19 protein-coding genes are annotated in these 22,049 nt (G+C 48.5%); 7 read left to right on the forward strand and 12 right to left on the reverse strand.

Annotated elements, in window-relative coordinates; translation table 11 throughout:
* Positions 1-257 precede the first annotated feature (257 nt).
* On the reverse strand, positions 258-2,459 hold the full coding sequence (locus tag NNC77_RS07290; protein ID WP_254971557.1) for a DNA topoisomerase 3: 2,202 nt from the start codon (positions 2,457-2,459) through the stop codon (positions 258-260).
* Between the two features lie 143 nt (positions 2,460-2,602).
* Positions 2,603-5,833, reverse strand: coding sequence for a carbamoyl-phosphate synthase (glutamine-hydrolyzing) large subunit (gene carB, locus NNC77_RS07295; protein ID WP_254971578.1), 3,231 nt, complete (start codon positions 5,831-5,833; stop codon positions 2,603-2,605).
* 294 nt (positions 5,834-6,127) lie between these two features.
* Between carB and NNC77_RS07300 the strand changes: the two genes are divergently transcribed.
* The 3 genes from NNC77_RS07300 to NNC77_RS07310 are packed head-to-tail and all read left to right on the forward strand — an operon-like array spanning position 6,128 to position 8,810.
* Complete coding sequence (locus NNC77_RS07300; protein ID WP_254971559.1) at positions 6,128-6,865, forward strand: (Fe-S)-binding protein; 738 nt, start codon at positions 6,128-6,130, stop codon at positions 6,863-6,865.
* Positions 6,862-8,235, forward strand: coding sequence for a lactate utilization protein B (locus tag NNC77_RS07305; RefSeq protein ID WP_254971560.1), 1,374 nt, complete (start codon positions 6,862-6,864; stop codon positions 8,233-8,235). The genes NNC77_RS07300 and NNC77_RS07305 overlap by 4 nt, the downstream gene beginning before the upstream one ends.
* Positions 8,232-8,810 carry a LutC/YkgG family protein gene (locus tag NNC77_RS07310; protein WP_254971562.1) on the forward strand — a complete coding sequence of 193 codons (579 nt, stop codon included), beginning with the start codon at positions 8,232-8,234 and terminating at the stop codon, positions 8,808-8,810. The genes NNC77_RS07305 and NNC77_RS07310 overlap by 4 nt, the downstream gene beginning before the upstream one ends.
* A gap of 49 nt (positions 8,811-8,859) precedes the next feature.
* On the opposite strand, the gene NNC77_RS07315 is transcribed toward NNC77_RS07310, so the two are convergent.
* The 5 genes from NNC77_RS07315 to NNC77_RS07335 all read right to left on the reverse strand — a co-directional run bounded on the left by NNC77_RS07315 (position 8,860) and on the right by NNC77_RS07335 (position 13,618).
* On the reverse strand, positions 8,860-9,798 hold the full coding sequence (locus tag NNC77_RS07315; protein WP_254971564.1) for a GNAT family N-acetyltransferase: 939 nt from the start codon (positions 9,796-9,798) through the stop codon (positions 8,860-8,862).
* 11 nt (positions 9,799-9,809) lie between these two features.
* Entirely contained in the window at positions 9,810-10,250 is a 441-nt protein-coding gene (locus NNC77_RS07320; RefSeq protein WP_254971565.1) for a sugar 3,4-ketoisomerase, read from the reverse strand.
* A 3-nt stretch (positions 10,251-10,253) separates the two neighbouring features.
* Complete coding sequence (gene purT, locus NNC77_RS07325; RefSeq protein WP_254971567.1) at positions 10,254-11,435, reverse strand: formate-dependent phosphoribosylglycinamide formyltransferase; 1,182 nt, start codon at positions 11,433-11,435, stop codon at positions 10,254-10,256.
* Between the two features lie 47 nt (positions 11,436-11,482).
* A complete protein-coding gene (locus NNC77_RS07330) occupies positions 11,483-12,106 on the reverse strand; it encodes an AAA family ATPase (protein ID WP_254971569.1) in 624 nt (207 codons plus the stop codon).
* A 135-nt stretch (positions 12,107-12,241) separates the two neighbouring features.
* A complete protein-coding gene (locus tag NNC77_RS07335; protein WP_254971570.1) occupies positions 12,242-13,618 on the reverse strand; it encodes an MATE family efflux transporter in 1,377 nt (458 codons plus the stop codon).
* A 363-nt stretch (positions 13,619-13,981) separates the two neighbouring features.
* Here NNC77_RS07335 and NNC77_RS07340 point away from each other — a divergent pair, with 363 nt between their 5' ends.
* The 3 genes from NNC77_RS07340 to xseB all read left to right on the forward strand — a co-directional run bounded on the left by NNC77_RS07340 (position 13,982) and on the right by xseB (position 17,136).
* Positions 13,982-15,343, forward strand: a complete 1,362-nt coding sequence (locus NNC77_RS07340) for a S8 family peptidase (RefSeq protein WP_254971579.1) — start codon at positions 13,982-13,984, stop codon at positions 15,341-15,343.
* Positions 15,344-15,436: 93 nt separating this feature from the next.
* Positions 15,437-16,738, forward strand: coding sequence for an exodeoxyribonuclease VII large subunit (xseA, locus tag NNC77_RS07345; RefSeq protein WP_254971572.1), 1,302 nt, complete (start codon positions 15,437-15,439; stop codon positions 16,736-16,738).
* 203 nt (positions 16,739-16,941) lie between these two features.
* Entirely contained in the window at positions 16,942-17,136 is a 195-nt protein-coding gene (gene xseB, locus NNC77_RS07350; RefSeq protein WP_118081266.1) for an exodeoxyribonuclease VII small subunit, read from the forward strand.
* 180 nt (positions 17,137-17,316) lie between these two features.
* On the opposite strand, the gene NNC77_RS07355 is transcribed toward xseB, so the two are convergent.
* Complete coding sequence (locus NNC77_RS07355; protein WP_006847758.1) at positions 17,317-17,751, reverse strand: N-acetylmuramoyl-L-alanine amidase; 435 nt, start codon at positions 17,749-17,751, stop codon at positions 17,317-17,319.
* Between the two features lie 182 nt (positions 17,752-17,933).
* On the opposite strand from NNC77_RS07355, the gene NNC77_RS07360 reads away from it, so the two are divergent.
* A complete protein-coding gene (locus NNC77_RS07360; protein WP_117727326.1) occupies positions 17,934-18,305 on the forward strand; it encodes a GxxExxY protein in 372 nt (123 codons plus the stop codon).
* Between the two features lie 255 nt (positions 18,306-18,560).
* Here NNC77_RS07360 and NNC77_RS07365 read toward each other — a convergent pair whose 3' ends face one another.
* The 4 genes from NNC77_RS07365 to NNC77_RS07380 form a co-directional block, all read right to left on the reverse strand.
* Positions 18,561-18,653 (reverse strand): smalltalk protein, encoded by a 93-nt coding sequence (locus tag NNC77_RS07365; protein ID WP_181977248.1) that lies wholly within the window; start codon positions 18,651-18,653, stop codon positions 18,561-18,563.
* A 216-nt stretch (positions 18,654-18,869) separates the two neighbouring features.
* Positions 18,870-19,415, reverse strand: a complete 546-nt coding sequence (locus NNC77_RS07370) for a DNA-binding protein (protein WP_254971575.1) — start codon at positions 19,413-19,415, stop codon at positions 18,870-18,872.
* A 130-nt stretch (positions 19,416-19,545) separates the two neighbouring features.
* Entirely contained in the window at positions 19,546-19,755 is a 210-nt protein-coding gene (locus NNC77_RS07375) for a DUF4248 domain-containing protein (RefSeq protein ID WP_117727236.1), read from the reverse strand.
* Between the two features lie 568 nt (positions 19,756-20,323).
* Entirely contained in the window at positions 20,324-21,922 is a 1,599-nt protein-coding gene (locus NNC77_RS07380) for a VapE domain-containing protein (protein WP_254971577.1), read from the reverse strand.
* Between the last annotated feature and the right edge of the window lie 127 nt (positions 21,923-22,049).

Here is a 22,049-nt window from a genome sequence, read left to right on the forward strand (position 1 = left end):
AACTTTCGCAAGCAACTCTCCCACACGCCCTGAAAGGGCAGAAGCTCCTAGCCCAGGGCAACGCCCTGGGTATAGTAGCAATCTGCAAGGCGCCCTGTAAGGGCAAAAGCCTTATAAATTGCCTCGTTCTTTGAAGCTTTTGCCCTTACAGGGCGACAGGTTTGCGTCCATAATGACCCAGGGCGTTGCCCTGGGCTAGGAGCTTCTGCCCTTTCAGGGCGTGTGGAGCTTATATGTGAAACTTGAGTTATATCTTATTACATCTGCGAGAATGGCTGACGATATTGGCAGCCTGATTTCCAGTTGCTGCATCCATAGGCGGTCTTGCCCTTGATGATGACGCCCTTGCCGCAGAGCGGGCATGGCTTGCCTACCATTGGGTCGGCTGGAGCCTGAGGAGCAGAAACCGGCTGTGCTGCTGCATTCTGCGTATTTGCATTTTGTGCATCTACATTTTGTGCAGTAGCTTCATCCTTTTTCTTGGCTGGCATCTTCTTGGCTGGTGCTTTCTTGGCAGCCGGTTTCTTGGCAGCCGGTTTCTTCTTGAGGTCTTCCTCTGTCATGATGGTCACTCTCCGGTTGCTGTTGTCTGACAATACATCGATGACTATCTTGTTGATCTGTTCTTTCAGTCCGTTGATGAAGTCGGCAGGATCGTAGGTCTTGTGCTCGATGTCGCGGAGCTTCTTCTCCCAGATACCGGTCAGTTCGCAACTCTTCAGCAGTTCCTCATGGATGGTGTCAATGAGTTCGATGCCTGTCGGGGTTGCCATCAGATTCTTGCGCTGGCGACGGATGTAGTGGCGCTTGAAGAGGGTCTCGATGATGCCGGCACGGGAGGATGGTCGGCCGATTCCGTTCTCCTTCAATGCAGCACGAAGTTCTTCGTCTTCTACGAATTTACCGGCTGTCTCCATCGCACGCAGCAGGGTTGCCTCGGTATAATACTTAGGTGGCGTGGTCCACTTCTCCGTCAGGGTAGGCTGATGGTCTCCCGATTCGCCTTTTGTGAAGGATGGGAGGGTTCTTTCTTCTACCACTTCCTTCTTGGCACCGTTTCCTGAGTCTGCATTTCCGTTGGCGTTATCTGAAGCATCATCGTCATCTGCATTCTTTACATCCTTGGCATAGACTACTCGCCAGCCTGGTTCGAGAATCTCCTTACCGCTTACCTTGAACTCTATCTTTTCCGGTTTCGGTCCGTCTTCGTTGATAACCTCGCCCAAAACTGTGGTGGTGGAGAATTTACAGTCCGGATAGAACACGCTGATGAAGCGCTTGGCGATGAGATCATACACGTTTGCCTCCATATCGGTGAGTCCTGTTGGCGGAACACCGGTTGGGATGATGGCGTGGTGGTCGGTTACCTTGCTATTATCGAAAACCTTCTTGCTCTTCGGCAATTTCTTGCTGATTGTTGCGAGCTGCTGAATGAGCGGAAGGTATTTCTGCTGACTCATGATCTTTGCCTGACTTACTCCGTTCAGAATCTGTGGACATTTCGGATAGATATCGTCGGTCAGGAACTGGGTGTCTACACGAGGATAAGTGGTGTACTTCTTCTCGTAGAGACTCTGGATGAGTTTCAGCGTAATATCGGCAGAGTAAGCAAACTTCTTGTTGCAATCCACCTGCAGCGAGGTGAGGTCGTAGAGATGAGGTGGCGCCTCGTTTCCCTTTTTCTTGCTTACATCTGTAACCGTGAAGGGTTTGCCGGCGATGGTGCTGAAAGCCTTCTCGCCTTCCTCCTTGCTGGTAAACTTACCGCTGGTGGCGGTAAACTGGGTATCGCGGTAGATGGTGGCGAGTACCCAGTAAGGTTCGGAAACGAAGTTGTCGATTTCCTTCTGGCGGTTTACGATGAGGGCAAGGGTAGGGGTCTGCACTCGGCCGATGCTGAGCACCTGTCGGTTCTGACCATATTTCAATGTATAAAGTCGGGTGGCGTTCATGCCGAGAATCCAGTCGCCGATGGCACGGGAAAGTCCGGCAAGATAGAGCGACTGATATTCTCCCTGATCTTTCAGTTCCTGGAAGCCCTGCTTAATGGCTTCATCGGTCATGGATGAAATCCACAGTCTCTTGACGGGGCATTTCGCCTGTGCCTTCTGCATCACCCATCTCTGGATAAGCTCTCCTTCCTGTCCGGCGTCACCGCAGTTGATGATGCTGTCGGCAGCCTGCATCAGTTTTTCGATGGTGGCAAACTGCTTCTTGATGCCTTCATCGTTGATGAGCTTGATACCGAAACGCTGTGGAATCATCGGCAACGCCGCAAGGCTCCAATGTTTCCACATCGGAGTATAATCATCCGGTTCCTTCAGCTCACAAAGGTGGCCGAAAGTCCATGTTACTTGGTAACCATTACCTTCCATATAACCGTCGCGTGCCGTGGTAGCCCCGATAATTCGGGCGATATCCTTAGCCACACTCGGTTTCTCTGCTATACAAACTATCATTCTTTATTCTTATTTCTGTTTGCAAAGGTACAATAAAATAATGAGATAGCCATCATTTCGCCTCCTTTTTCTCATGGCGGGGAATAAAAAAGCCCTGTAAGGCTTGGGCCTTTCAGGGCGTGTTCGTATAAATCTGCGTGCGATTACTCGTACTCCTGCCAGCTCTTAATCTGAAGCTGATCCTGGCTCAATGTGCAGAATGCCTCGATGAAGGCTGAAGCCAGACGGGCATTGGTGATCAGAGGAATGTTGTGGTCGATGGCGCCACGACGGATTCTGTAACCATTGGTGAGCTCACGCTTGGTGTGATTCTTAGGAATATTGACGATGAGGTCGAACTTGTGGTCGGCAATCATCTGCATCACGTTAGGAATATCCTTGTGGTCCTCATCAGGCCATCCTACGGCTGTAGCCTTGACGTTGTTGTCGTTCAGGAACTTCGCTGTACCGGCAGTAGCGTAGATGGTGTAACCATTCTTCACCAGCGCCTGTGCAGCATCGAGCAGAGAAGCCTTCTCCTTGGCACCACCACTTGAAAGCATAATGCCCTTGTCCTTTGAAGGAATCTTGTAGCCGGTGGCAATCAAAGAGTTGAGCAATGCCTCCTCGAAAGTATCACCCATACAACCTACCTCACCGGTAGAACTCATATCCACACCCAAAACTGGGTCGGCGTTCTGCAAGCGGGCGAATGAGAACTGGGATGCTTTTACACCCATGCGGTCGATATCGAAGGCAGACTTGTCTGGCTTCTGGTATGGAGCATCGAGCATGATGCGGGTAGCAGTCTCGATGAAGTTGCGCTTCAATACCTTGCTCACGAATGGGAATGAACGGGAAGCACGGAGGTTACACTCGATAACCTTCACATCGCGACCCTTAGCCAAGTACTGGATATTGAAAGGACCAGAGATGTTGAGCTCCTTGGCAATGGCACGTGAAATCTTCTTGATCTGACGGGCTGTAGCGAAGGAAATCTGCTGAGCTGGGAAGGTCATGGTAGCGTCACCTGAGTGAACACCAGCATACTCTACGTGCTCTGAAATACCATACTCTACAATCTCACCATTCTGAGCGACACCGTCGAACTCAATCTCGTTGGTCTCGGTCATGAACTGGGAGATAACTACCGGGTATTCCTTAGAAACCTCAGAAGCTGCCTCCAGGAAGCGACGCAACTCATCATCATCGTGGCAAACGTTCATGGCTGCACCGGAAAGAACGTAAGATGGACGAACGAGAACAGGATAGCCTACCTCGTCGATGAACTTCTGAACATCCTCCATTGATGTGAGGGCGCTCCACTTAGGCTGGTCGATACCCAGCTTATCGAGCATGGCAGAGAACTTACCGCGGTTCTCGGCACGGTCGATGTTGACAGGAGATGTACCCAGAATTGGCACAGACTGGCGATGGAGCTTCATAGCCAGGTTGTTTGGAATCTGACCACCTACAGAAACAATCACACCACGTGGTGACTCCAGGTCGATGACATCGAGTACACGCTCGAATGAAAGCTCATCGAAGTAGAGACGGTCGCACATATCGTAGTCGGTAGATACGGTCTCTGGGTTGTAGTTGATCATGATTGACTTGTAACCCAACTTGCGGGCTGTGTTGATGGCGTTTACTGAACACCAGTCGAACTCTACAGAAGAACCGATGCGGTAAGCACCAGAACCGAGAACGATGACAGACTTCTCGTTCTTGTAGTAGTTGATGTCGTAACCCTCTACGGCGTAAGTCATGTAGAGATAGTTGGTGAGGTCTGGATGCTCGCTAGCCACAGTAGGGATGCGCTTTACGGCAGGAAGAATGTTCAACTTCTTACGCTGGGCACGAACTGCCAGCACCTCCTTTTCCATGTTGGTGTTCTGAGTCTTCAATACGAAGCGGCCAATCTGGAAGTCAGAGAAGCCCAATACCTTAGCCTCGCGCAATACCTCGGCAGGGATCTCCTCCAGAGTATTATATTCAGAAAGCTTGTGCTTGTAATCTACGATATTCTTCATGCGCTCGATGAACCAAGGATCAATCTTGGTCAACTCCTCGATGCGTTCGATGGTGTAACCTTCCTCCAGAGCCTGGGCGATGGCGAAGATACGGAGGTCGGTAGGGTTAGAAAGTTCCTCATCCAGGTTATCAAACTTAGTGTGGTCGTTGCCTACGAAACCGTGCATTCCCTGACCAATCATACGGAGACCCTTCTGGAGCATTTCCTCGAATGAACGGCCGATAGACATGATTTCGCCTACAGACTTCATGGAAGAACCAATCTTGCGGCTTACACCGGCAAACTTGGTAAGGTCCCAACGAGGAATCTTGCAGATCATATAGTCGAGTGATGGAGCCACATAAGCTGAGTTAGGAGTACCCATCTCGCCAATCTGATCGAGCGTATAACCGAGGGCAATCTTGGCAGCAACGAAAGCGAGCGGATAACCGGTAGCCTTAGATGCGAGGGCTGAAGAACGGCTCAAGCGAGCATTGATCTCGATGATACGGTAGTCGTTGGTCTCTGCATTGAAAGCATACTGGATGTTGCACTCACCCACGATGTTGAGGTGACGGACGCACTTCACGGCGATGTCCTGCAACATCTTCACCTGCTCATCGGTAAGAGAACAGGTTGGAGCCACAACGATAGATTCACCTGTGTGAATACCCAGTGGGTCGAAGTTTTCCATAGAGGCAACGGTGAAGCAGCGGTCGTTGGCATCACGGATGCACTCAAACTCAATCTCCTTCCATCCCTTCAGGCTCTCCTCAACGAGTACCTGAGGTGCGAAAGTGAAGGCAGATTCAGCAATCTCCTTAAACTCCTCTTCGGTCTTGCAGACACCAGAACCGAGACCACCCAGCGCGTAGGCAGAACGGATCATGATAGGGTAGCCGATGTTGCGTGCCGCAGCCACAGCCTCCTCCATGTTCTCGCAAGCGTGGCTTACAGGAACCTTGAGGTCAACCTTGTTAAGCTCCTTTACGAAGAGGTCGCGGTCTTCTGTGTTCATGATAGCTTCTACAGAGGTACCCAACACATCCACACCATACTCCTTGAGCACGCCGCTGAGGTAAAGCTCTGTACCAACGTTCAAACCCGTCTGACCACCCCAAGCCAGCATAATGCCGTCTGGGCGCTCCTTCTTGATAATTTCAGTTACAAAAAAAGGTGTCACCGGCAAGAAATATACCTTGTCAGCAATACCTTCACTTGTCTGAATTGTAGCAACGTTTGGATTAATGAGGACGGAACTAATACCCTCCTCGCGCAAAGCCTTGAGAGCCTGCGAACCGGAATAGTCAAACTCACCTGCCTGGCCGATTTTCAAAGCACCGGAACCCAGAACGAGGACTTTCTTAAGCTGTTTCTTCATCATTTATATAACTATAAGTTTGTTCTTTATATGTCTTATTATTTATGTTTTTAGCAACTAAACTACATTTGGCTTAGTTCACAAATGGTAGACACACTATTTCGGGATGCAAAGTTACGCTATTTATTTGATTCCTCCAAATTTTCTGCATTTCTTTACAGTTAAATAACATCAATTATTATTATTTCTTCTCTAGAAAGTCGTATTTTTGCAATTATTTTGTTACTTTTGCAGCGACTTTTAGTCATGTAGAAAAAGAATAAACAAATAGCAAACAAGATAAATATAATAACAATGAAAGTCGGATTATTCGTCCCTTGTTATGTGGATGCCCTTTACCCTGAAGCGGGTGTGGCTACATACAAGTTGCTTAAGCATTACGGACTAGACGTGGGTTATCCCGAAAAACAGACTTGCTGCGGCCAGCCAATGGCTAACGCGGGTTTTCAGGACAAGTCGGAGAAGGTCATAGAGACATTTGATGAGTTGTTCAAGGATTACGATTACATCGTAGCTCCTTCTGCCTCATGTGCCGCTTACGTAAAGGTGTATTATCCTAAAATCCTTGAGGGTAAGCACGAGTGTGTTTCCTCTAAAAAGATTATGGATGTCGTGGAATTCCTTCACGATGTGCTGAAGGTTGATCATGTGCCGGGCAAATTCCCGCATGTGGTGAGTGTGCACAACAGTTGTCATGGTGTGCGCGAACTGGGCTTGTCATCTCCTTCTGAGCGCCACATCAAGCCATTCAACAAGATTATCGACCTATTGAATATGGTGGAAGGCATTACCATCCACGAACCGGAGCGCAAGGATGAGTGTTGCGGATTCGGCGGTATGTTCTCTATCGAGGAGCCTGCCGTTTCTACCCGTATGGGCGAGGAGAAGATCAAGCGCCACATGGCTACAGGCGCTGAGTTTGTTACCGGACCGGATTCTTCCTGTCTGATGCACATGGCTGGAATCGCCAAGAAAGAGAATATGCCGATCAAGTTTATTCATGTTGTTCAAATATTAGCTGCAGGACTATGAGTACAGAACATTCCAAGAGAGCTGCGAAGTTTACGCAGAACGTAGAGAAGACCACCTGGCACGACGCTACCTTCTGGTCTGTTCGTCAGAAAAGAGATAAGATGGCGCAGGAACTTCCTGAGTGGGAAGATCTCCGCGAGCATGCGTCTGAAATCAAGATGCACACGATTACTCATCTCGCCGATTATCTCGATATGTTTTCCAAGAATCTGGAGAGCCGCGGGGTAAAGGTTCACTGGGCAAAGGATGCACAGGAATTTAATGAGATTGTGCTCGGTATCCTGAAAGACCATAACGTGAAGAAGATGGTGAAGTCGAAGTCGATGCTCACCGAGGAGTGCGAGATGAATCCTTATCTGGAGCAGCACGGTATTGACGTGGTGGAGACCGACCTGGGTGAGCGCATCATCCAGCTCTTGCATCAGAAGCCTAGCCATATCGTGATGCCTGCCATCCACCTGAAGCGTGAGGAGGTAGGTAAGATGTTCGAGGAGAAGGGAATCTCCAAGGAAATCGGCAACTATGATCCTACTTATCTGACCCGCTGTGCCCGTCATCATCTCCGCGACCAGTTTATGGAAGCCGGAGCAGGTATGACCGGATGTAACTTCGGTGTGGCTGCTACCGGCGATTGCGTGGTTTGCACCAACGAGGGTAATGCGGATATGACCACTTCCATGCCTAAGCTCCATATCGTAGCGATGGGTATTGAGAAACTGGTTCCTGATTATAAGTCTTTGGCTGTATTCCAGCGCCTGCTCTGCCGCTGCGGAACCGGTCAGCCTACCACTACCTTTACCTCTCATTTCCGCCAGGCTCGTCCGGGTGCCGAGATGCATGTGGTATTGGTGGATAACGGCAGAAGCGATATTCTCGCCGATAAGGATCACTGGCAGACGTTGAAGTGTATGCGCTGCGGTGCCTGCATGAATACCTGTCCGGTTTATCGTCGTTCAGGCGGTTACAGTTACACCTATTTTATACCGGGTCCTATTGGTGTGAACCTGGGTATGCTGAAGAATCCTCAGAAGTACAGCGATAATGTTTCGGCATGTACTTTGTGCTTGTCATGCGATAATGTCTGTCCTTCCAAGGTAGGACCGGGTTCTCAGATTTATGTCTGGCGCCAGAGTCTGGAGAAGTTGGGTAAGGCTGATCCTGTAAAGAAGGCGATGTCGAATGGTATGAAGTATCTCTTCGACCGTCCTGCGCTCTACACCACAGCCCTGAAGTTTGCGCCACTCGCCAACCTGATTCCTGAATGCTGCACGCACTTCAGCAATTGGAATGCCTGGGGCATCGGTCACGCCATGCCTGAGTTTGCCAAGAAGAGTTTTCATCAATTATGGAAGGAGGGAAAAGTAAAATGAAGAAAGAAGATTTCCTGAACAAGTTGCGTAAGAATACGCACGTTCAATTCGATATGCCTGCCGTTGATGTGAAGGGTATCCAGTATGAGGATACGCTGAAACAGTTTATTGAGATGACGGAATCGGTAGGTGGCCATGTGATAGAGGCGAAGGAGGGTGAGAGTCTGGATGAGCTGGTGAAGAAGGCTTATCCGGAAGCCAAAGTCTTTGCTTCTCATCTGCCAGAAATCACGATTGCCCAGAAGAATCCTGATACGGTGGCTGAGGCTAATGACCTGAATGGTACTGATGTGGGTATTGTTCGTGGTGAAGTAGGTGTAGCAGAGAATGGTTGCATCTGGATTCCTCAGACCATGAAGGAGAAAGCGGTGCTTTTCATCTCGGAATACCTTGTGATATTCCTCGAAAAAGAGAAGATTGTGAACAATATGCATGAGGCTTATGCCCGTATTGAGATGGATCCGAAGTACAATTTCGGTACTTTCATCAGCGGTCCTTCCAAGACTGCCGATATCGAGCAGGCACTGGTTATGGGTGCGCAAGCTGCCCGTGGTGTGACAGTTATACTCTTGTAAAAGGCAGAAATCCCGAAGCTCACTATCGTGTGAACTTCGGGATTTCTCTTTATACTGTCCATTCATAGGTGTCGTAAACCACGCCTCTTCCTCCGAAACCTTCTTTCTGGCTGATGAGACCTTCGTTCAGATAATCACCGTCGCCTTCTGTAGAACGACCAAAGTCAAAGAATTTATAATCGGCATAATCATGATTTAGAACCTGGTCGTAAATGGCGTCAATGCCTCCAAGTTCCTTACCTTTGTCGTTTGATGAACAGTATTGTCCATGTACCGTCTGTGGCGTGATGTAGAAGGTGAATCCTGCTACAATTTCATCTTTCAGGTAGGCATTGTATTGAATGATGTTGTCTGGAAAACGGCTATGTAAAAGTTCTATTTCTTGGAGAGTATGAACAGGATGCACCTGATATCGTTCTTCAAGATTAGCGTCAAGAACTTTCCAGAAATCTTCGAAATTATTCTCTTTCTTTACAATAATTCCTGCCTCCTGTGCTTTCTTTAGGGAGCGGCGGCGAAGTCTTCTCCATCTTGGCTTCTCTTGTAGGAAAAGAACTGACCCGATATCGCGTTTCACGATGCGTGCCTTGCATACCCAATAGATGGCATAAAGATCTTCTTCGGATGGCATCTGGTGGTAAACCCAAGGCACAGGTTTGTATAGTACCTTTTTGAAACCCTGTTGCCTGAGGTATTCGTTCAATTCTTTGAAAAGCTGGACAACGTCAGCTGCTGTCACATCCTTATTCATTATCAGTCCTCCATAAGTAAGGCCAAAGTGAGAGCAGAATATATCCTCTCTCTCATGGGCCGGCAATAGGGAATGGAGTTTTCCGTTCTTGTAGAACATCAGGGAATAGTCCTTGAACCGGTCGGAATGGTAATCCATGTAGTTGCGATTGAAGAGGAAGGTGGCGTTGCGTGCATGTTCTACATAAGCATTCCACGCCTCCTTGTCTGCATCGTTGTATTTTTTTATCTCAAACATGATATTTAGCGTTATTGATTCTCGGTTTTTGAGAGATTTCGACTATTTTTTGAACTGATGAATCTGAGGTATTCGTCATATTCGCGTATGTAGTCTTCTTCCTTAAACTTTTGGGAAGCCAGAACCAGACACAATGAGCCGGAAGAGAAATCATCCAGTGTTCGCCAGATATTGACATCCACGAACAATCCCTCCCAAGGGTGGTTGAGATGATAGGTCTTCTTCTGTTCTCCATTATCCAGTGTTACCGAAAAGGAACCGCTGGCTGCTATGATGAATTCCTGGCATTCCTTGTGAGCATGGCCACCGCGACTTTCTCCGCCCGGAACATCATAGGTCCAGTAGGTACGGGCAATGGCAAAGGGAATATGCGTCTCTCCCTCTGCCACTGTCAGGTTGCCTCTAGGGTCGAATATCTTGGGTAATGTGATAATTCTTCCTAATTCTTTCATATCTTATTTCTTCATGTATGGGTCGGTTCCCAATACAGTTTTTGCCAGACGCTTTGCCTTGTCGCGAAGGGCATTCAGGTCATCGCCCTTCTCGCCGTAGCAGAGTACGACGCCCATGCGGCGGCCTACGTGAGCCTCTGGCTTGCCGAAGATACGGATGCGGGTATGGTCTTCCTTCAGGGCATCGAGCATATTGTAGTTTAATGGCTCGGTGCTTTCCTCTGGCGAGAGGATGACGGCAGAACAGCCGATGTGCTCCAGATGGATTCCGGCGATAGGTAAGCCCATCACGGCACGGAAATGGAGTTCAAACTCGCTCAGGTTGGTGGTGTGACCGAGGGTTACCATACCTGTATCGTGTGGACGAGGACTCAACTCTGAGAAGATGACTTCGCCCTGCTTGCTCAGGAAGAACTCTACACCCCAGAGACCGGCACCTGTCAAAGCCTTGGTTACTTCACCTGCAATGTGCTCAGCCTTCTTCAAAGCCTCCTCTGGAATCTGGAATGGCTGCCAGCTCTCGCGGTAGTCGCCGCCCTTCTGTACGTGGCCGATAGGTGGACAGAAGAGGGTAGGACCGTCTTTCTGGGTGACGGTGAGCAGGGTGAACTCAGAATCGAAGTCGATAAATTCCTCGATGATTACTTCCTTCACGTCGCCACGACCTTCTTCCATTGCTTCCTTGTAAGCCTCCTTCAGTTCATCATCGTTGTGAACATAGCTCTGACCATGACCGCTGGAGCTCATCAGAGGTTTCACTACGCAAGGGAAACCGATTTCATCGGCAGCGTTCTTAAACTCCTCGAAGGTCTTGGCATAGAAATACTTGGCGGTGCGCAGACCCAGTTCCTTGGCGGCAAGGTCGCGGATGGCACGGCGGTTCATGGTGTAGTTCACGGCACGTGCAGAAGGCACAACCTGAATGCCCTCCTTCTCGAAGTCGAAGAGTCGCTCGGTGCGGATAGCTTCAATCTCAGGCACGATGATGTCTGGGTGATGTTTCTCTACCACTGCGGTCAATGCGTCGCCATCGAGCATCGAGAACACTTCTCGCTCGTCGGCTACCTGCATGGCTGGTGCATTGTCATACTTGTCGCAAGCGATGACGTACTGTCCTGCTCGCTTTGCGGCGATGGTAAATTCTTTGCCCAGTTCGCCTGAGCCCAAAAGCATAATCTTCTTCATTTATATGATGTTTAATATTTTATGTCCCTAAAATTAATCACTAATAATTAATCACTAAGTCCGAACTTCTTTCTGATAAATTCTGCGATAAACTTCTCTGTTTCTTCGATTCCCAGATGGCTGCTGTTGATGCAGAGGTCGTAGCTCTCGCTGTGTCCCCACTTCTTGCCTGTATAGTAATCGTAGTAAGAGGCGCGCTGCTCCTCGTGGCTTTCGATGAACTTGCGGGCGCTGGCTCTGTCGATGTCCTTTCGCTTGCACACTGCCTTGATGCGGTCGTCGATGTTGGCGGTGATGAAGATGTTGATCACGTTCTTGTAATCACGCAGCACATAGTCGGCGGTTCTGCCCACAAACACGCAGTTGCCCTCATCGGCAGCCTTTCTGATGGCGTCGCTCTGGAACTTGTACAGACCTTCCTGCGAGAAGTCGTTGTGATAGAAATTGCTGTCGCTCAGGAAGGGCAGATGGGTATGGAAGAGAGACTTGAAGAATCCCTTCTGCTCATCGTTCTGCTCGAAGAATTTCTCAGAGAATCCACTCTCCTTGGCGGCAAGGTTCAGCAGCTCACGGTCGTAACATTTGCAACCGAAATCCTCCGCCAGCTTCTCGGCGATGATATGGCCGCCGCTACCTATCTGGCGACCTACGTTTATGATAATCTTTTCCATAATTTATAGTTTATAATTTATAGTTTACAGTTTATAGTTTACAGTTTATAGTTGAAAGTTTATAGGGCTTAGCAGTTAGCAAGATTGCTATAAACTATAAATTTCAAACTATTAACTGAATGAATGCCCTATTAACTATAAACTATTAACTTTTAACTTTTCTTGGTGTTGTTTCTTCAGCTTGTTCATGTACCACGATATCACGATTGCGGCGATGACTGCGGCCGAGAAATCGGAGATAGGCATGCTGCACCATACACCGTCAATGCCCCATATCATCGGCAGGAAACCCAGGAGCGGCAGAAGGATGAGCAACTGTCTCGACAAGGAGAGGAAGATACTGATCTTCACCTTTCCGATGCACTGGAAGAAGTTGGTGATAACCATCTGGAAACCGATGATCGGGAAGCAGAACATCACCACTCTGATAGCCTTGATGCCCAAGTCTATCAGTTGCTTATCGGTAGTAAACATTCTTGCGCAGTAGTAAGGCAGGAACATCGCTATCAGCCAGCCCGTTACCATAATGGCGGTGGCGGCAATGATGCTCAGATTCAGTACGCGCATCAGTCGGTCCAGTTTCTGGGCTCCATAGTTGTATCCGGCTATCGGCTGCATTCCCTGGTTTACGCCTAATACGAACATGATGAACACCATCGCAATACCATTGGCTATTCCGTAGGCACCCACGGAGAGGTCGCCTCCGAAACGCACCAGCTGGTTGTTGATGAAGATGACGATGATGCAGGCGCACACGTTCATCAGGAAAGGCGAAATGCCGATGGCAAGGATATTATCCACGAGTTTCTTCTTCAGTCTGTAGATGCCTTTCTTGAAGTGGAGCAGTTCACTCTTGTTGCTGAAGAGCTTGATCTGCCACATCAGCGCCATCAGCTGCGATAGGATGGTGGCGATGGCGGCACCCTGTATTCCCCATTTGAAAACGAGGATGAAGAGGGCATCGAGTATCACGTTCATCACCACCGTGAAGATGGTGGCGTACATCGCCTGCTTGGGTTTGCTCGCGGCTCGGAGCAGGGCATTCATGCCGAAATACATGTGGCTTACCACATTGCCCAGCAGGATGATGACCATATACTCATGGGCATAGATGAGCGTCTGGTCGCTGGCTCCGAAGAATCTCAGGATAGGGTCGAGGAAGAGCAGACAGATGATGCTCAGTCCGATACCGATGATGAGATTCAGAGAAATCGTGTTACCCAGAATGTTTTGCGCTGTGGCATAGTCTTTTTGTCCCAACTTCACGCTGATAGCGGTAGACGCTCCTATGCCAACACCGGCTCCGAAAGCGGCGGTGAGGTTCATGAAGGGGAAGGTGATGGCGAGACCTGAGATAGCCATGGCTCCCACACCCTGACCGATGAATACTCGGTCTACGATGTTGTAGAGTGAGGCGGCGGTCATCGCAATCATAGCTGGCAAGGCATACTGAACGAGCAGCTTGCCCACCGGCTTGGTTCCTAATTCTAATGTCGCTTGTTTATTTTCCATTTATATCTGTTTTTTCTTCATAGCCGCTCGCTCAGCTTCTTTCAGAATGCAATTGCAGCGGCTACTTGTCTGCAAAAGTACAAAAAATATCTGATACCTTATTATATATATGAGAAAAACTTGCATTTCATGATAAAAACTTCCCTTTTCCTTTGGTGTTTTCGTACAATTTCTGTACTTTTGCACTTCAGAATAAACAATTCAACTGATTAATAAATGCAATACAGAAATATTGCAACAACAACAATAACAAACCGGACTACCGATATAATGATGAAAAAATTTTTGATGCTTTATGCATTTTTAATGACCGCTCTTTCTTTGTTTGCTCGCGAAGACAGGGTTAGCAATTTTGAGCAACTGATGCGGTTGCCCCGCATCGCCGAAACCGATATGGTGTCGTATCCGGGAGGCAAGTGTATGATGTATCGTCTTTATCTCAGAGACAAAGACCTCAGTCACACTCCCTTTTCGGTAAGTCGCCCTGCAGATTTTCTCTCTCCCCGTTCCATAGAGCGCAGAAAGAGGCAGAATCTGCCCATCGATGTTACCGATTTGCCTGTAGCTCCTGCTTATGAGCAGGCTGTAAGCGAGGCAGGCATCGAGATTGTGGGCAAGAGCAAATGGAACAATACCCTGCTGGTCCGCATTCATAAGGAGAAGGAACTACGGAAACTGGATGAACTCGATTTCATCACCCGGAAAATGAAGGTCTTCTCTGCTCCCGATTCTGTCAGTCAGCGCGTCAGAAGTAGCGTTCGCAGGGGATTGAACGATTGGACTGGTGGAGTAGGCGAATATGGTGCTGCCGATGCGCAGATCCAGTCGCTCAACGGCAAGCGGCTTCATGCTGCCGGACATCTGGGCAAGGGAATGATGATTGCTGTCTTCGACGGCGGATTCATGAATGTGGATAAGATTCCGGCGCTGCATGATATAAAGCTGGCGGGTGTGAAGGACTTCGTGGTTCCTCAATCCAAGAATGTTTTCGCCGAGATGGAGCATGGAACGATGGTGCTTTCTACGATGGCTGCCAACGAACCCGAAAGATTCGTGGGGGTGGCGCCTGAGGCTCAATATCTGCTGGTGCGCTGTGAAGATGAGCGCACAGAGAGTCTGGCAGAAGAGGATTACTGGGCTTTTGCGGCTGAATATGCTGATAGTTGCGGCGTGGATGTCATCAATTCCTCGCTGGGTTATCATGGCTTCGATGATGCGTCTACCAACCATCATTATTATGAGCAGGACGGCAATTCTACCCTCATCTCCCGCACCGCTTCGATGTGTGCTGACAAGGGAATCATCTGTGTCAATTCTGCAGGAAACGACGGAATGGGAAGCTGGAAGAAAATCAATTTCCCTGCCGATGCACGCAATATCCTTACCGTGGGCAGCGTAAACGAAATGGGCGAGAATGCGGCTTTCAGTGCCGTGGGACCTACTGCTGACGGCAGAATCAAGCCTGATGTGATGGCTTACGGAAGTCCTACCTGTGTGATTACGGGCCGTGGAAATATCATCAATGATAACGGAACGTCTTTCTCATCTCCGCTCATCGCCGGAATGGTAGCGTGTCTCTGGCAGGCTTTGCCTCAGAAGACGGCTAAGCAGATTATGAAACTCGTGAGATTGGCTGGCGATAATCAGCAACACCCCGATAATGTATTCGGATATGGTGTGCCTGATTTCTGGAAGGCCTATCAGACGGGGAAAGCGATTAAGTAGTTAATAGTTGATAGTTTATAGTTAATAGGGCAAACTTGCTCTGCTAGCTATAAACTTTCAACTATAAACTGTAAACTTTAAACAGTAAACAGCATGGAACGACTTCGATTGTCCCTTTTTGAATTAAACTCCATAGTCCGCGACGTCATTTCGATGTCCTTGCCCGACAGCTATTGGGTGGAAGCGGAACTCTCCGAGGCTCGCGAGGGCTACGGCGGGCACTGCTATCTGGAACTCATCGAGAAGGATGAGCGGTCTAATACGCCCATTGCCAAGGCGCATGCCTCCTGCTGGCGAAACCGATGGATGCTCATCAAACCGAATTTCGAGCGCATCACCGGACAGCGCATTCATGCCGGAATGAAAGTGCTGCTCAAGGTACACGCGCAGTTTCATGAGAACTATGGCTTCTCCTGGATAGTAGATGATATTGATCCTAACTATACGATGGGCGATATGGCGCGCAAGAGGCTGGAAATCATCAATACGCTGAAAGCAGAGGGCGTATTCGAACTGCAGAAGGAGTTGGTGCTCCCGATGTTCTGCCAGCGCATCGCCGTCATTTCCAGTGCTACGGCAGCAGGTTATGGTGATTTCTGCAACCAGCTTGCCGATAACGATTATGGTCTGCAGTTTCAAACCCGCCTCTTTCCGGCTACGATGCAGGGCGAGGGGGTAGAGCTGAGTGTGATAGCTGCCCTCGACAGTATCAATGCCGAATGGGAACAGTTTGACTGCGTAGTCATCATCCGAGGCGGTGGCGCTACGAGCGATCTCTCGGGTTTCGACACCCTGGCGCTTGCCGAAAATGTGGCAAACTTCCCGCTGCCTATCATCACGGGAATAGGACATGAAAGGGACGAGAGTGTGCTGGATATGATTTCTTTCCAGCGTGTAAAGACGCCGACAGCCGCTGCCGCCTTCCTCGTTAATCATCTTACTGAGGTTTATGCCCGTGTGGTGAATGCGCAAGAGGCTATCGTGCAGAATGTGAAGCACCGTCTGCAGGTGGAGAAGATGAGGCTCGACAGATTGAGCAACACGATTCCTGTCCAGTTTTCGCTGGTGAAGACGAAGCAGGGAGCCTATCTCGACCGTCTGATGAGCCGTTTAAGTACAAATGTCCAGTCGAAACTATCGGAAGCCCAGCGCCATTTCGAGATTCTTTCTCAGAATATTCAGCCGATATTGGAAAGGAAGATGCTCAACGAGAGTCATCGTCTGCAGCTTCTTTCCCAGCGCATTCAGGCACAAGACCCCGAATTGTTGCTGAAACGTGGCTACAGCATCACGCTGAAAGATGGCAAAAGCATCCGTTCTGCCTCGCAACTGAAGTCTGGCGACATCATCGAAACGAGGTTGGCTGAGGGCAGCGTGAAGGCGAAAGTTGAATAATAGTTTATAATTTATAGTTAATAGTTTATAGCAATCTAGCTCCAGAAGCTCTGAACGTTGAGTTTCACACGCCCTGAAAGGGCAGAAGCTCCTAGCCCAGGGCATCGCCCTGGGTAATAAAGGACGCAATCTTGTCGCCCTGTAAGGGCAAAAGCTTTAAAATATCCACTATTAACTCTGTTACCCCAAAACAAAATAAAAATATGGAAAAAGAAGAAATGAAATACGAACAAGCCGTAAGAGAGCTTGAAGAAATCGTAGACAGAATGGAGAATGATGAACTCGATATTGATCAGCTCTCCGAGCAGTTGAAACGTGCCAAAACCTTGGTGAAACTCTGTAAAGACAAACTCACCAAGACCGATGAGGAAATCAAGAAACTCCTCAGCGAGGATTGATTTACGATAAGCAGAAACTTGAATTTTCGCACACGGATCTCACGGATTTTTTTCGTTGCGAATAACGGGTATTCTCATTTTTGAGAACGAAAAAATCCCAACCTGTATTGCTACAAGCTGGGATGATTTTGAACACGAATAACACGAATAGCACGAATATCTGGGAACTGTTCGGGCTTTCTAGAGATGGAAGTCGATTTCCTTCAGCCATTCCTTGACATCGAAGCAAGGACAGCTCTTGCGAACCCAGGGGAGGTCGCGATGACCTAGGATCTCGGCATCGGGATAGTCGAGGACGAGACTGTAGAGGAGGTCTTCCAGAGATGCTTTCTGGGCTGGAGTGCGAGTGTCGGCAGGCTTGCCTTTCTCGTCGAGACCACCCTCGTAGCAGATTCCGATGCTATGGGCGTTGTAGTGGCGGGCGTGAGCGCCCTCCTCGCTTTCTGGACGGCAGGGATAGACCACGCCATCCTTCGTAATGTAATAGTGGTAACCGATGGAGTGGAAACCACGGGCCTTGTGGCAGGCTTCTAAGGCTTCTACTGGGAAGTCCTGGTTAATACGTGTGGCACTGCAATGTACCACGATCAAATCGATTTTTCTTTGATTCTTCATTGGATTCTTTGGATTTTAAAGGGTTTAACTGAACACGAATTTCTCGAATGACACGAATAAGTGCTTTGAACAGATATTTAACTGAACACGAATATCTCGAATGACACGAATTTTCCGTGCTTGAACAGGATGTATTCGTTCGATTCGTGTAATTCGTGTTCAAAAAAAAATATATAGAGATTATGATATACCGTAGTAAAGAATCATATAACATCACTGGGGCTGCAATGCATGTATATAATGTATTGGGCTCAGGATTCCTTGAAGCCGTTTATCAGGAAGCCTTGGCTATTGAATTTGCTAAGCGAGGCATCCCCTTTGAACGTGAGAAAGAACTTAAAGTCTTCTATGATGGACATGAACTAAAGCAGACTTATCGAGCTGATTTTGTCTGTTATGGTGACATTATTATTGAACTGAAAGCTGTTTCAGAACTCAATGATTCTCATCGAAGTCAAGTATATAATTATCTCAAAGCTACAGGTTTTAAACTCGGTATTCTCTATAATTTTGGCCACTCTGGCGGATTGGAATACGAACGCAAAGTGTTTTGATTTAACTGAACACGAATATCTCGAATGACACGAATTTTCCGTGCTTGAACAGATATTTAACTGAACACGAATATCTCGAATAGCACGAATTTTCCGTGCTTGAACAGATATTTAATTGAACACGAATTTCTCGAATAGCACGAATTTTCCGTGATTGAACAGAGATTTAATTGAACACGAATTTCTCGAATAGCACGAATATGGCCTTTGAATAGATTGATTCGTTCGATTCGTGTAATTCGTGTTCAGACGCTATCACTTGCAGCTCTGCACACAGAAGGAACTGAGGACGGCTGTGAGGATGGTGATGACGAAGTTGATGACTTTCTGGATTGTTTCCTTTTTCATTGTTGTTAGTGATTAGTGTAATTAGTGATTAATGTTTAGTGATTAGTGTGGGAAGACAAGAAGGAAGCGGGCAGGATGAGCAAGTATCCGTTCAGGGCGATGATTTGACAATGTTGAATGGTGAGTGATGAACTCATTCCTGATGTGCCCTCGGATTACTCCGGACTGCATCCTGCCGATGCGCTTTCTCTTGGTTCAGATGCGAGGAGGGTAGGGCTACTCTAAGCCGTCGCCTCCTCCTTCTCCAGTGGTTCCGCTACCGCCCTGGTTGGTGTTGTCACCACCAGGGGTATCCTTTCCGGTATCCTTCCCGGTATCCGGGGTGGTATCTGGGTTGGTATCCGGGGTGGTGCCATCACCTAACAGGGCAGAGGCCTTCTTCAGCGTAGCTTCGAGGTTGATGGTCTTGGCGCTAAACTCACCGGTGCCACGAGCACGGAGACGGAAACCTTCGATGTTCTTGGCGATGGTGAACTCCTTCTCAGAGGCGGCTCCCTCCTTGTTGCGGATGCCGATGGAGAAGATGGCGAGGTCGTCAATCTTCACAGCGAAACCCTGCAAGGTGAGTTCCTTGATGCACGATACCATATCGGTAATCATGCCCTTGATGGCTCCCTTAGAGAAAGGAGTGTTGTGGCTAGCCATGTGTTCGGCCAGGCCGTCGATGTCTACCGTCTGAGTGATGACTGGATAGGCGTAATACTTGCCGTATGCCTCTGGCATCTTGGCGTTCTGATTTAGTTTTAGTACGTAAAGCAACATAGTTTTTAAGTGTTTAAATGGTTAATGTTCTTCTTTCTGAATCACATTGCAAAGATACAACATTTCATTTTCCCAACTCACCGATGCTCACTGTTGCTCACCGATACTCACCGATTATCACTGATAAATATCAAGGTTCTCCCAAATGGAAGAAAATATAGGATACTTGCAGGGGATTGAACTCCTTGCAGCTCTTGTTGTATCCACTCTTCTGCAACTGCTCGTAGAGCTGGGTGCATCTTACTATCCATCTCATCAGATGGGCTCTTGCCACGTCCGGGTCGGAATCCGGAAAATAGAGCAGGGCTAACTCCTGCTTGGTGTAACTTCGTAAATCCATTTTCTATAATGTTGAATGTTGAGTGTTGAATGTTGAATTTTGAACACGAATCTCTCGAATCTCACGAATCTTTCATTCTGAAGCCACTTATTCGTTTAATTCGTGCAATTCGTGTTCAGTAACCCCAATAAGTAATTCGCTTGCTGGTTGAATGTTGATTTTGAACACGAATCTCTCGAATCTAACGAATCTTTCATTCTGAAGCCACTTATTCGTTTAATTCGTGCAATTCGTGTTCAGTAACCCCAATAAGAAATTTGCGTGTAGAGAAATATCTATTGATTCTTGTTTTGATTTTTGAACACGAATCTCTCGAATCTCACGAATCTTTCGTTCTGAAGCAACTTATTCGTTTAATTCGTGCAATTCGTGTTCAGAAAAAACAATAAGAAATTCGTGTTCAGTAAACCCAATAAGTAATTCGTGTTCCAAAAAAACAATAAGAAATTCATGTTCAGTAAAAACAGTACGTAATTCGCGTGCAGAGAAATATCTATTAGGGTTATGATTCATAAATATGATACTTAGCTATCGTAACCATGATACTTAGCGGTCGTAACCAAGATACTTAATCCTCCACGGTATCGTTAGGATCGATGAAGGCATCGTTGTTGATTTCGCTACCTTCCTTCTCTATCACAGCCCAGCCGTTGCCGTTCTTCTTGTGAATCTTCTTGAATCCAAGACGCTTCATCACGTTACCGATGTTCTGGTTGTTCAGGTTCTGGCGAAGGGCAGGGTTCACACCTATCCTCTCCAGTATCTCAGCACTGTAGCGGAACTTGATAAACTGTAGCGGCGTATCTGGCTCCGGCACCCGGTAGTAACGGAGTATCTGCTCCTCGGCATAGTTGGCTACCATGAAGAGGCGGTTGTGACTGCGCATCAGCTCGATGTCGTCTCTCGTCAACCAGTATGTCCACTCCAGGGGCTCGCCCTTAGGATGGCTCATCACCTCCTGGCCCAGTGCCACTGCCTCGGCAAACACGTGGTCGTAGTCTATCGGGTGCTCTATAGGACTCTCGATGCTCTTAACCAGCCAAGGACAGTAGCGGCTGTTCTCCTCGTCGGTGATGAACTGCTGGCTGTTGGTGGTGCCGCAGAGCGATCCGCGGTGGGGCATCTCCGAACGGTACTTGTCGTAAGGTCGGCGTATGGAGAATGTCACCTTGGTCATGTTGCTCTTGAAGGCGCTCAGGTTCTTGCCGAATACCATCTCAAACTCGTCGAGACAGAGCAGAGCCTTGCTGCTGAAAGCCTCCATGAAGTCCTTGTCGGTATAGGCGCCCGTCGAGTCGTTGAGGAAGTACTGGCGCAACTGTGGGGGCAACAGCATGTGGAAGAACGTGGTCTTGAAGATGCCGCCCTTGCCCACGAAGATGAGTATCATCTGGTTCACCACCTTCAGCGTTACCCATGCCACTACCATCGCTACCAGCCACTTCTTGAAGAAATAGCGGAAGAGGCTCTGCGTATGCTCGTTGTCGGGCAGGTTCTCCACCTCGATGCGGTCGGCGAGCTGGTCGATGTAGTCGGGATCCTCTCCCTTCTTCCATTTCGGCAGACTGCGCAGGTAATCGTCCAAGGGGTCGAACGGCTCGCTGAAGTCGCTGTTGATGATGTTGTGCAAGGTCTTCTCTGAGAGATGCAGTCCCGACTCGTCCATCTCGCTCCAGATAGAGTTCTCGATATTGTCGTCGATGCGTACCCAGTCAGGATACTTGCCGTCTAAAACGAAGCGGCTCTCCACCTCGTAAAATCCCGTCAGCACGTTTCGGCGGAACAGATAGTGGGTGAGTAGCCACTGCTTGATGCTCCTTACCGATGGCTTGGCGCTGCGCCCCTCGCCATGGCGATAGAAATGCCAGATACCAAACTTGTTCAGATGCTTGTAGCGAGACTTGATGACAGAAGCCGTATCTTCGTAGCTGGTGCCAAACTCACGGTCGGCGTAGGTCAGAACTTCTTCCTGCGGGATGCCATAGTAGATGCAGATGTGATGCTCAGGCTCGAACCGATAGCCCCACAGGTCGAGCAGTTCCTTGATATGGGAAGCTGCCTCCTCGATGGTAGGCGCACCCTTGTCGCTTGACTTCGCCTCCTCTTTCACCTTGCTGCTTCGCTTACCTCCCTTGGCGTTTCTCCTGGCAGAATACTTCGCCTGCAATGCCTTCTGGCTCTTCGCAAATTTTGGTGCACATAGTGCTAAAGCTTAAGCGCAACCTTTTTCTCCAACAAGGTGATGGAGGCTCGTCCTGCCATAATTCGTTTTACTGTTTTTATCTTGCATACCG

This window comes from Segatella copri (assembly GCF_024330485.1).
Lineage (GTDB): Bacteria > Bacteroidota > Bacteroidia > Bacteroidales > Bacteroidaceae > Prevotella > Prevotella copri_L.

Excerpts from the sequence above, each read along its gene's own strand:
- NNC77_RS07320 (WP_254971565.1), bottom strand. The coding sequence starts at position 10,250 with ATGAAAGAATTAGGAAGAATTATCACATTACCCAAGATATTCGACCCT.
- purT (WP_254971567.1), bottom strand. The coding sequence starts at position 11,435 with ATGAAGAAGATTATGCTTTTGGGCTCAGGCGAACTGGGCAAAGAATTT.
- NNC77_RS07375 (WP_117727236.1), bottom strand. The coding sequence starts at position 19,755 with ATGGATTTACGAAGTTACACCAAGCAGGAGTTAGCCCTGCTCTATTTT.
- NNC77_RS07315 (WP_254971564.1), bottom strand. The coding sequence starts at position 9,798 with ATGTTTGAGATAAAAAAATACAACGATGCAGACAAGGAGGCGTGGAAT.
- NNC77_RS07360 (WP_117727326.1), top strand. The coding sequence starts at position 17,934 with ATGATATACCGTAGTAAAGAATCATATAACATCACTGGGGCTGCAATG.
- NNC77_RS07370 (WP_254971575.1), bottom strand. The coding sequence starts at position 19,415 with ATGTTGCTTTACGTACTAAAACTAAATCAGAACGCCAAGATGCCAGAG.
- xseB (WP_118081266.1), top strand. The coding sequence starts at position 16,942 with ATGGAAAAAGAAGAAATGAAATACGAACAAGCCGTAAGAGAGCTTGAA.
- NNC77_RS07290 (WP_254971557.1), bottom strand. The coding sequence starts at position 2,459 with ATGATAGTTTGTATAGCAGAGAAACCGAGTGTGGCTAAGGATATCGCC.
- xseA (WP_254971572.1), top strand. The coding sequence starts at position 15,437 with ATGGAACGACTTCGATTGTCCCTTTTTGAATTAAACTCCATAGTCCGC.
- NNC77_RS07300 (WP_254971559.1), top strand. The coding sequence starts at position 6,128 with ATGAAAGTCGGATTATTCGTCCCTTGTTATGTGGATGCCCTTTACCCT.
- NNC77_RS07335 (WP_254971570.1), bottom strand. The coding sequence starts at position 13,618 with ATGGAAAATAAACAAGCGACATTAGAATTAGGAACCAAGCCGGTGGGC.
- NNC77_RS07340 (WP_254971579.1), top strand. The coding sequence starts at position 13,982 with ATGCGGTTGCCCCGCATCGCCGAAACCGATATGGTGTCGTATCCGGGA.
- NNC77_RS07305 (WP_254971560.1), top strand. The coding sequence starts at position 6,862 with ATGAGTACAGAACATTCCAAGAGAGCTGCGAAGTTTACGCAGAACGTA.
- carB (WP_254971578.1), bottom strand. The coding sequence starts at position 5,833 with ATGAAGAAACAGCTTAAGAAAGTCCTCGTTCTGGGTTCCGGTGCTTTG.
- NNC77_RS07355 (WP_006847758.1), bottom strand. The coding sequence starts at position 17,751 with ATGAAGAATCAAAGAAAAATCGATTTGATCGTGGTACATTGCAGTGCC.
- NNC77_RS07310 (WP_254971562.1), top strand. The coding sequence starts at position 8,232 with ATGAAGAAAGAAGATTTCCTGAACAAGTTGCGTAAGAATACGCACGTT.
- NNC77_RS07330 (WP_254971569.1), bottom strand. The coding sequence starts at position 12,106 with ATGGAAAAGATTATCATAAACGTAGGTCGCCAGATAGGTAGCGGCGGC.
- NNC77_RS07365 (WP_181977248.1), bottom strand. The coding sequence starts at position 18,653 with ATGAAAAAGGAAACAATCCAGAAAGTCATCAACTTCGTCATCACCATC.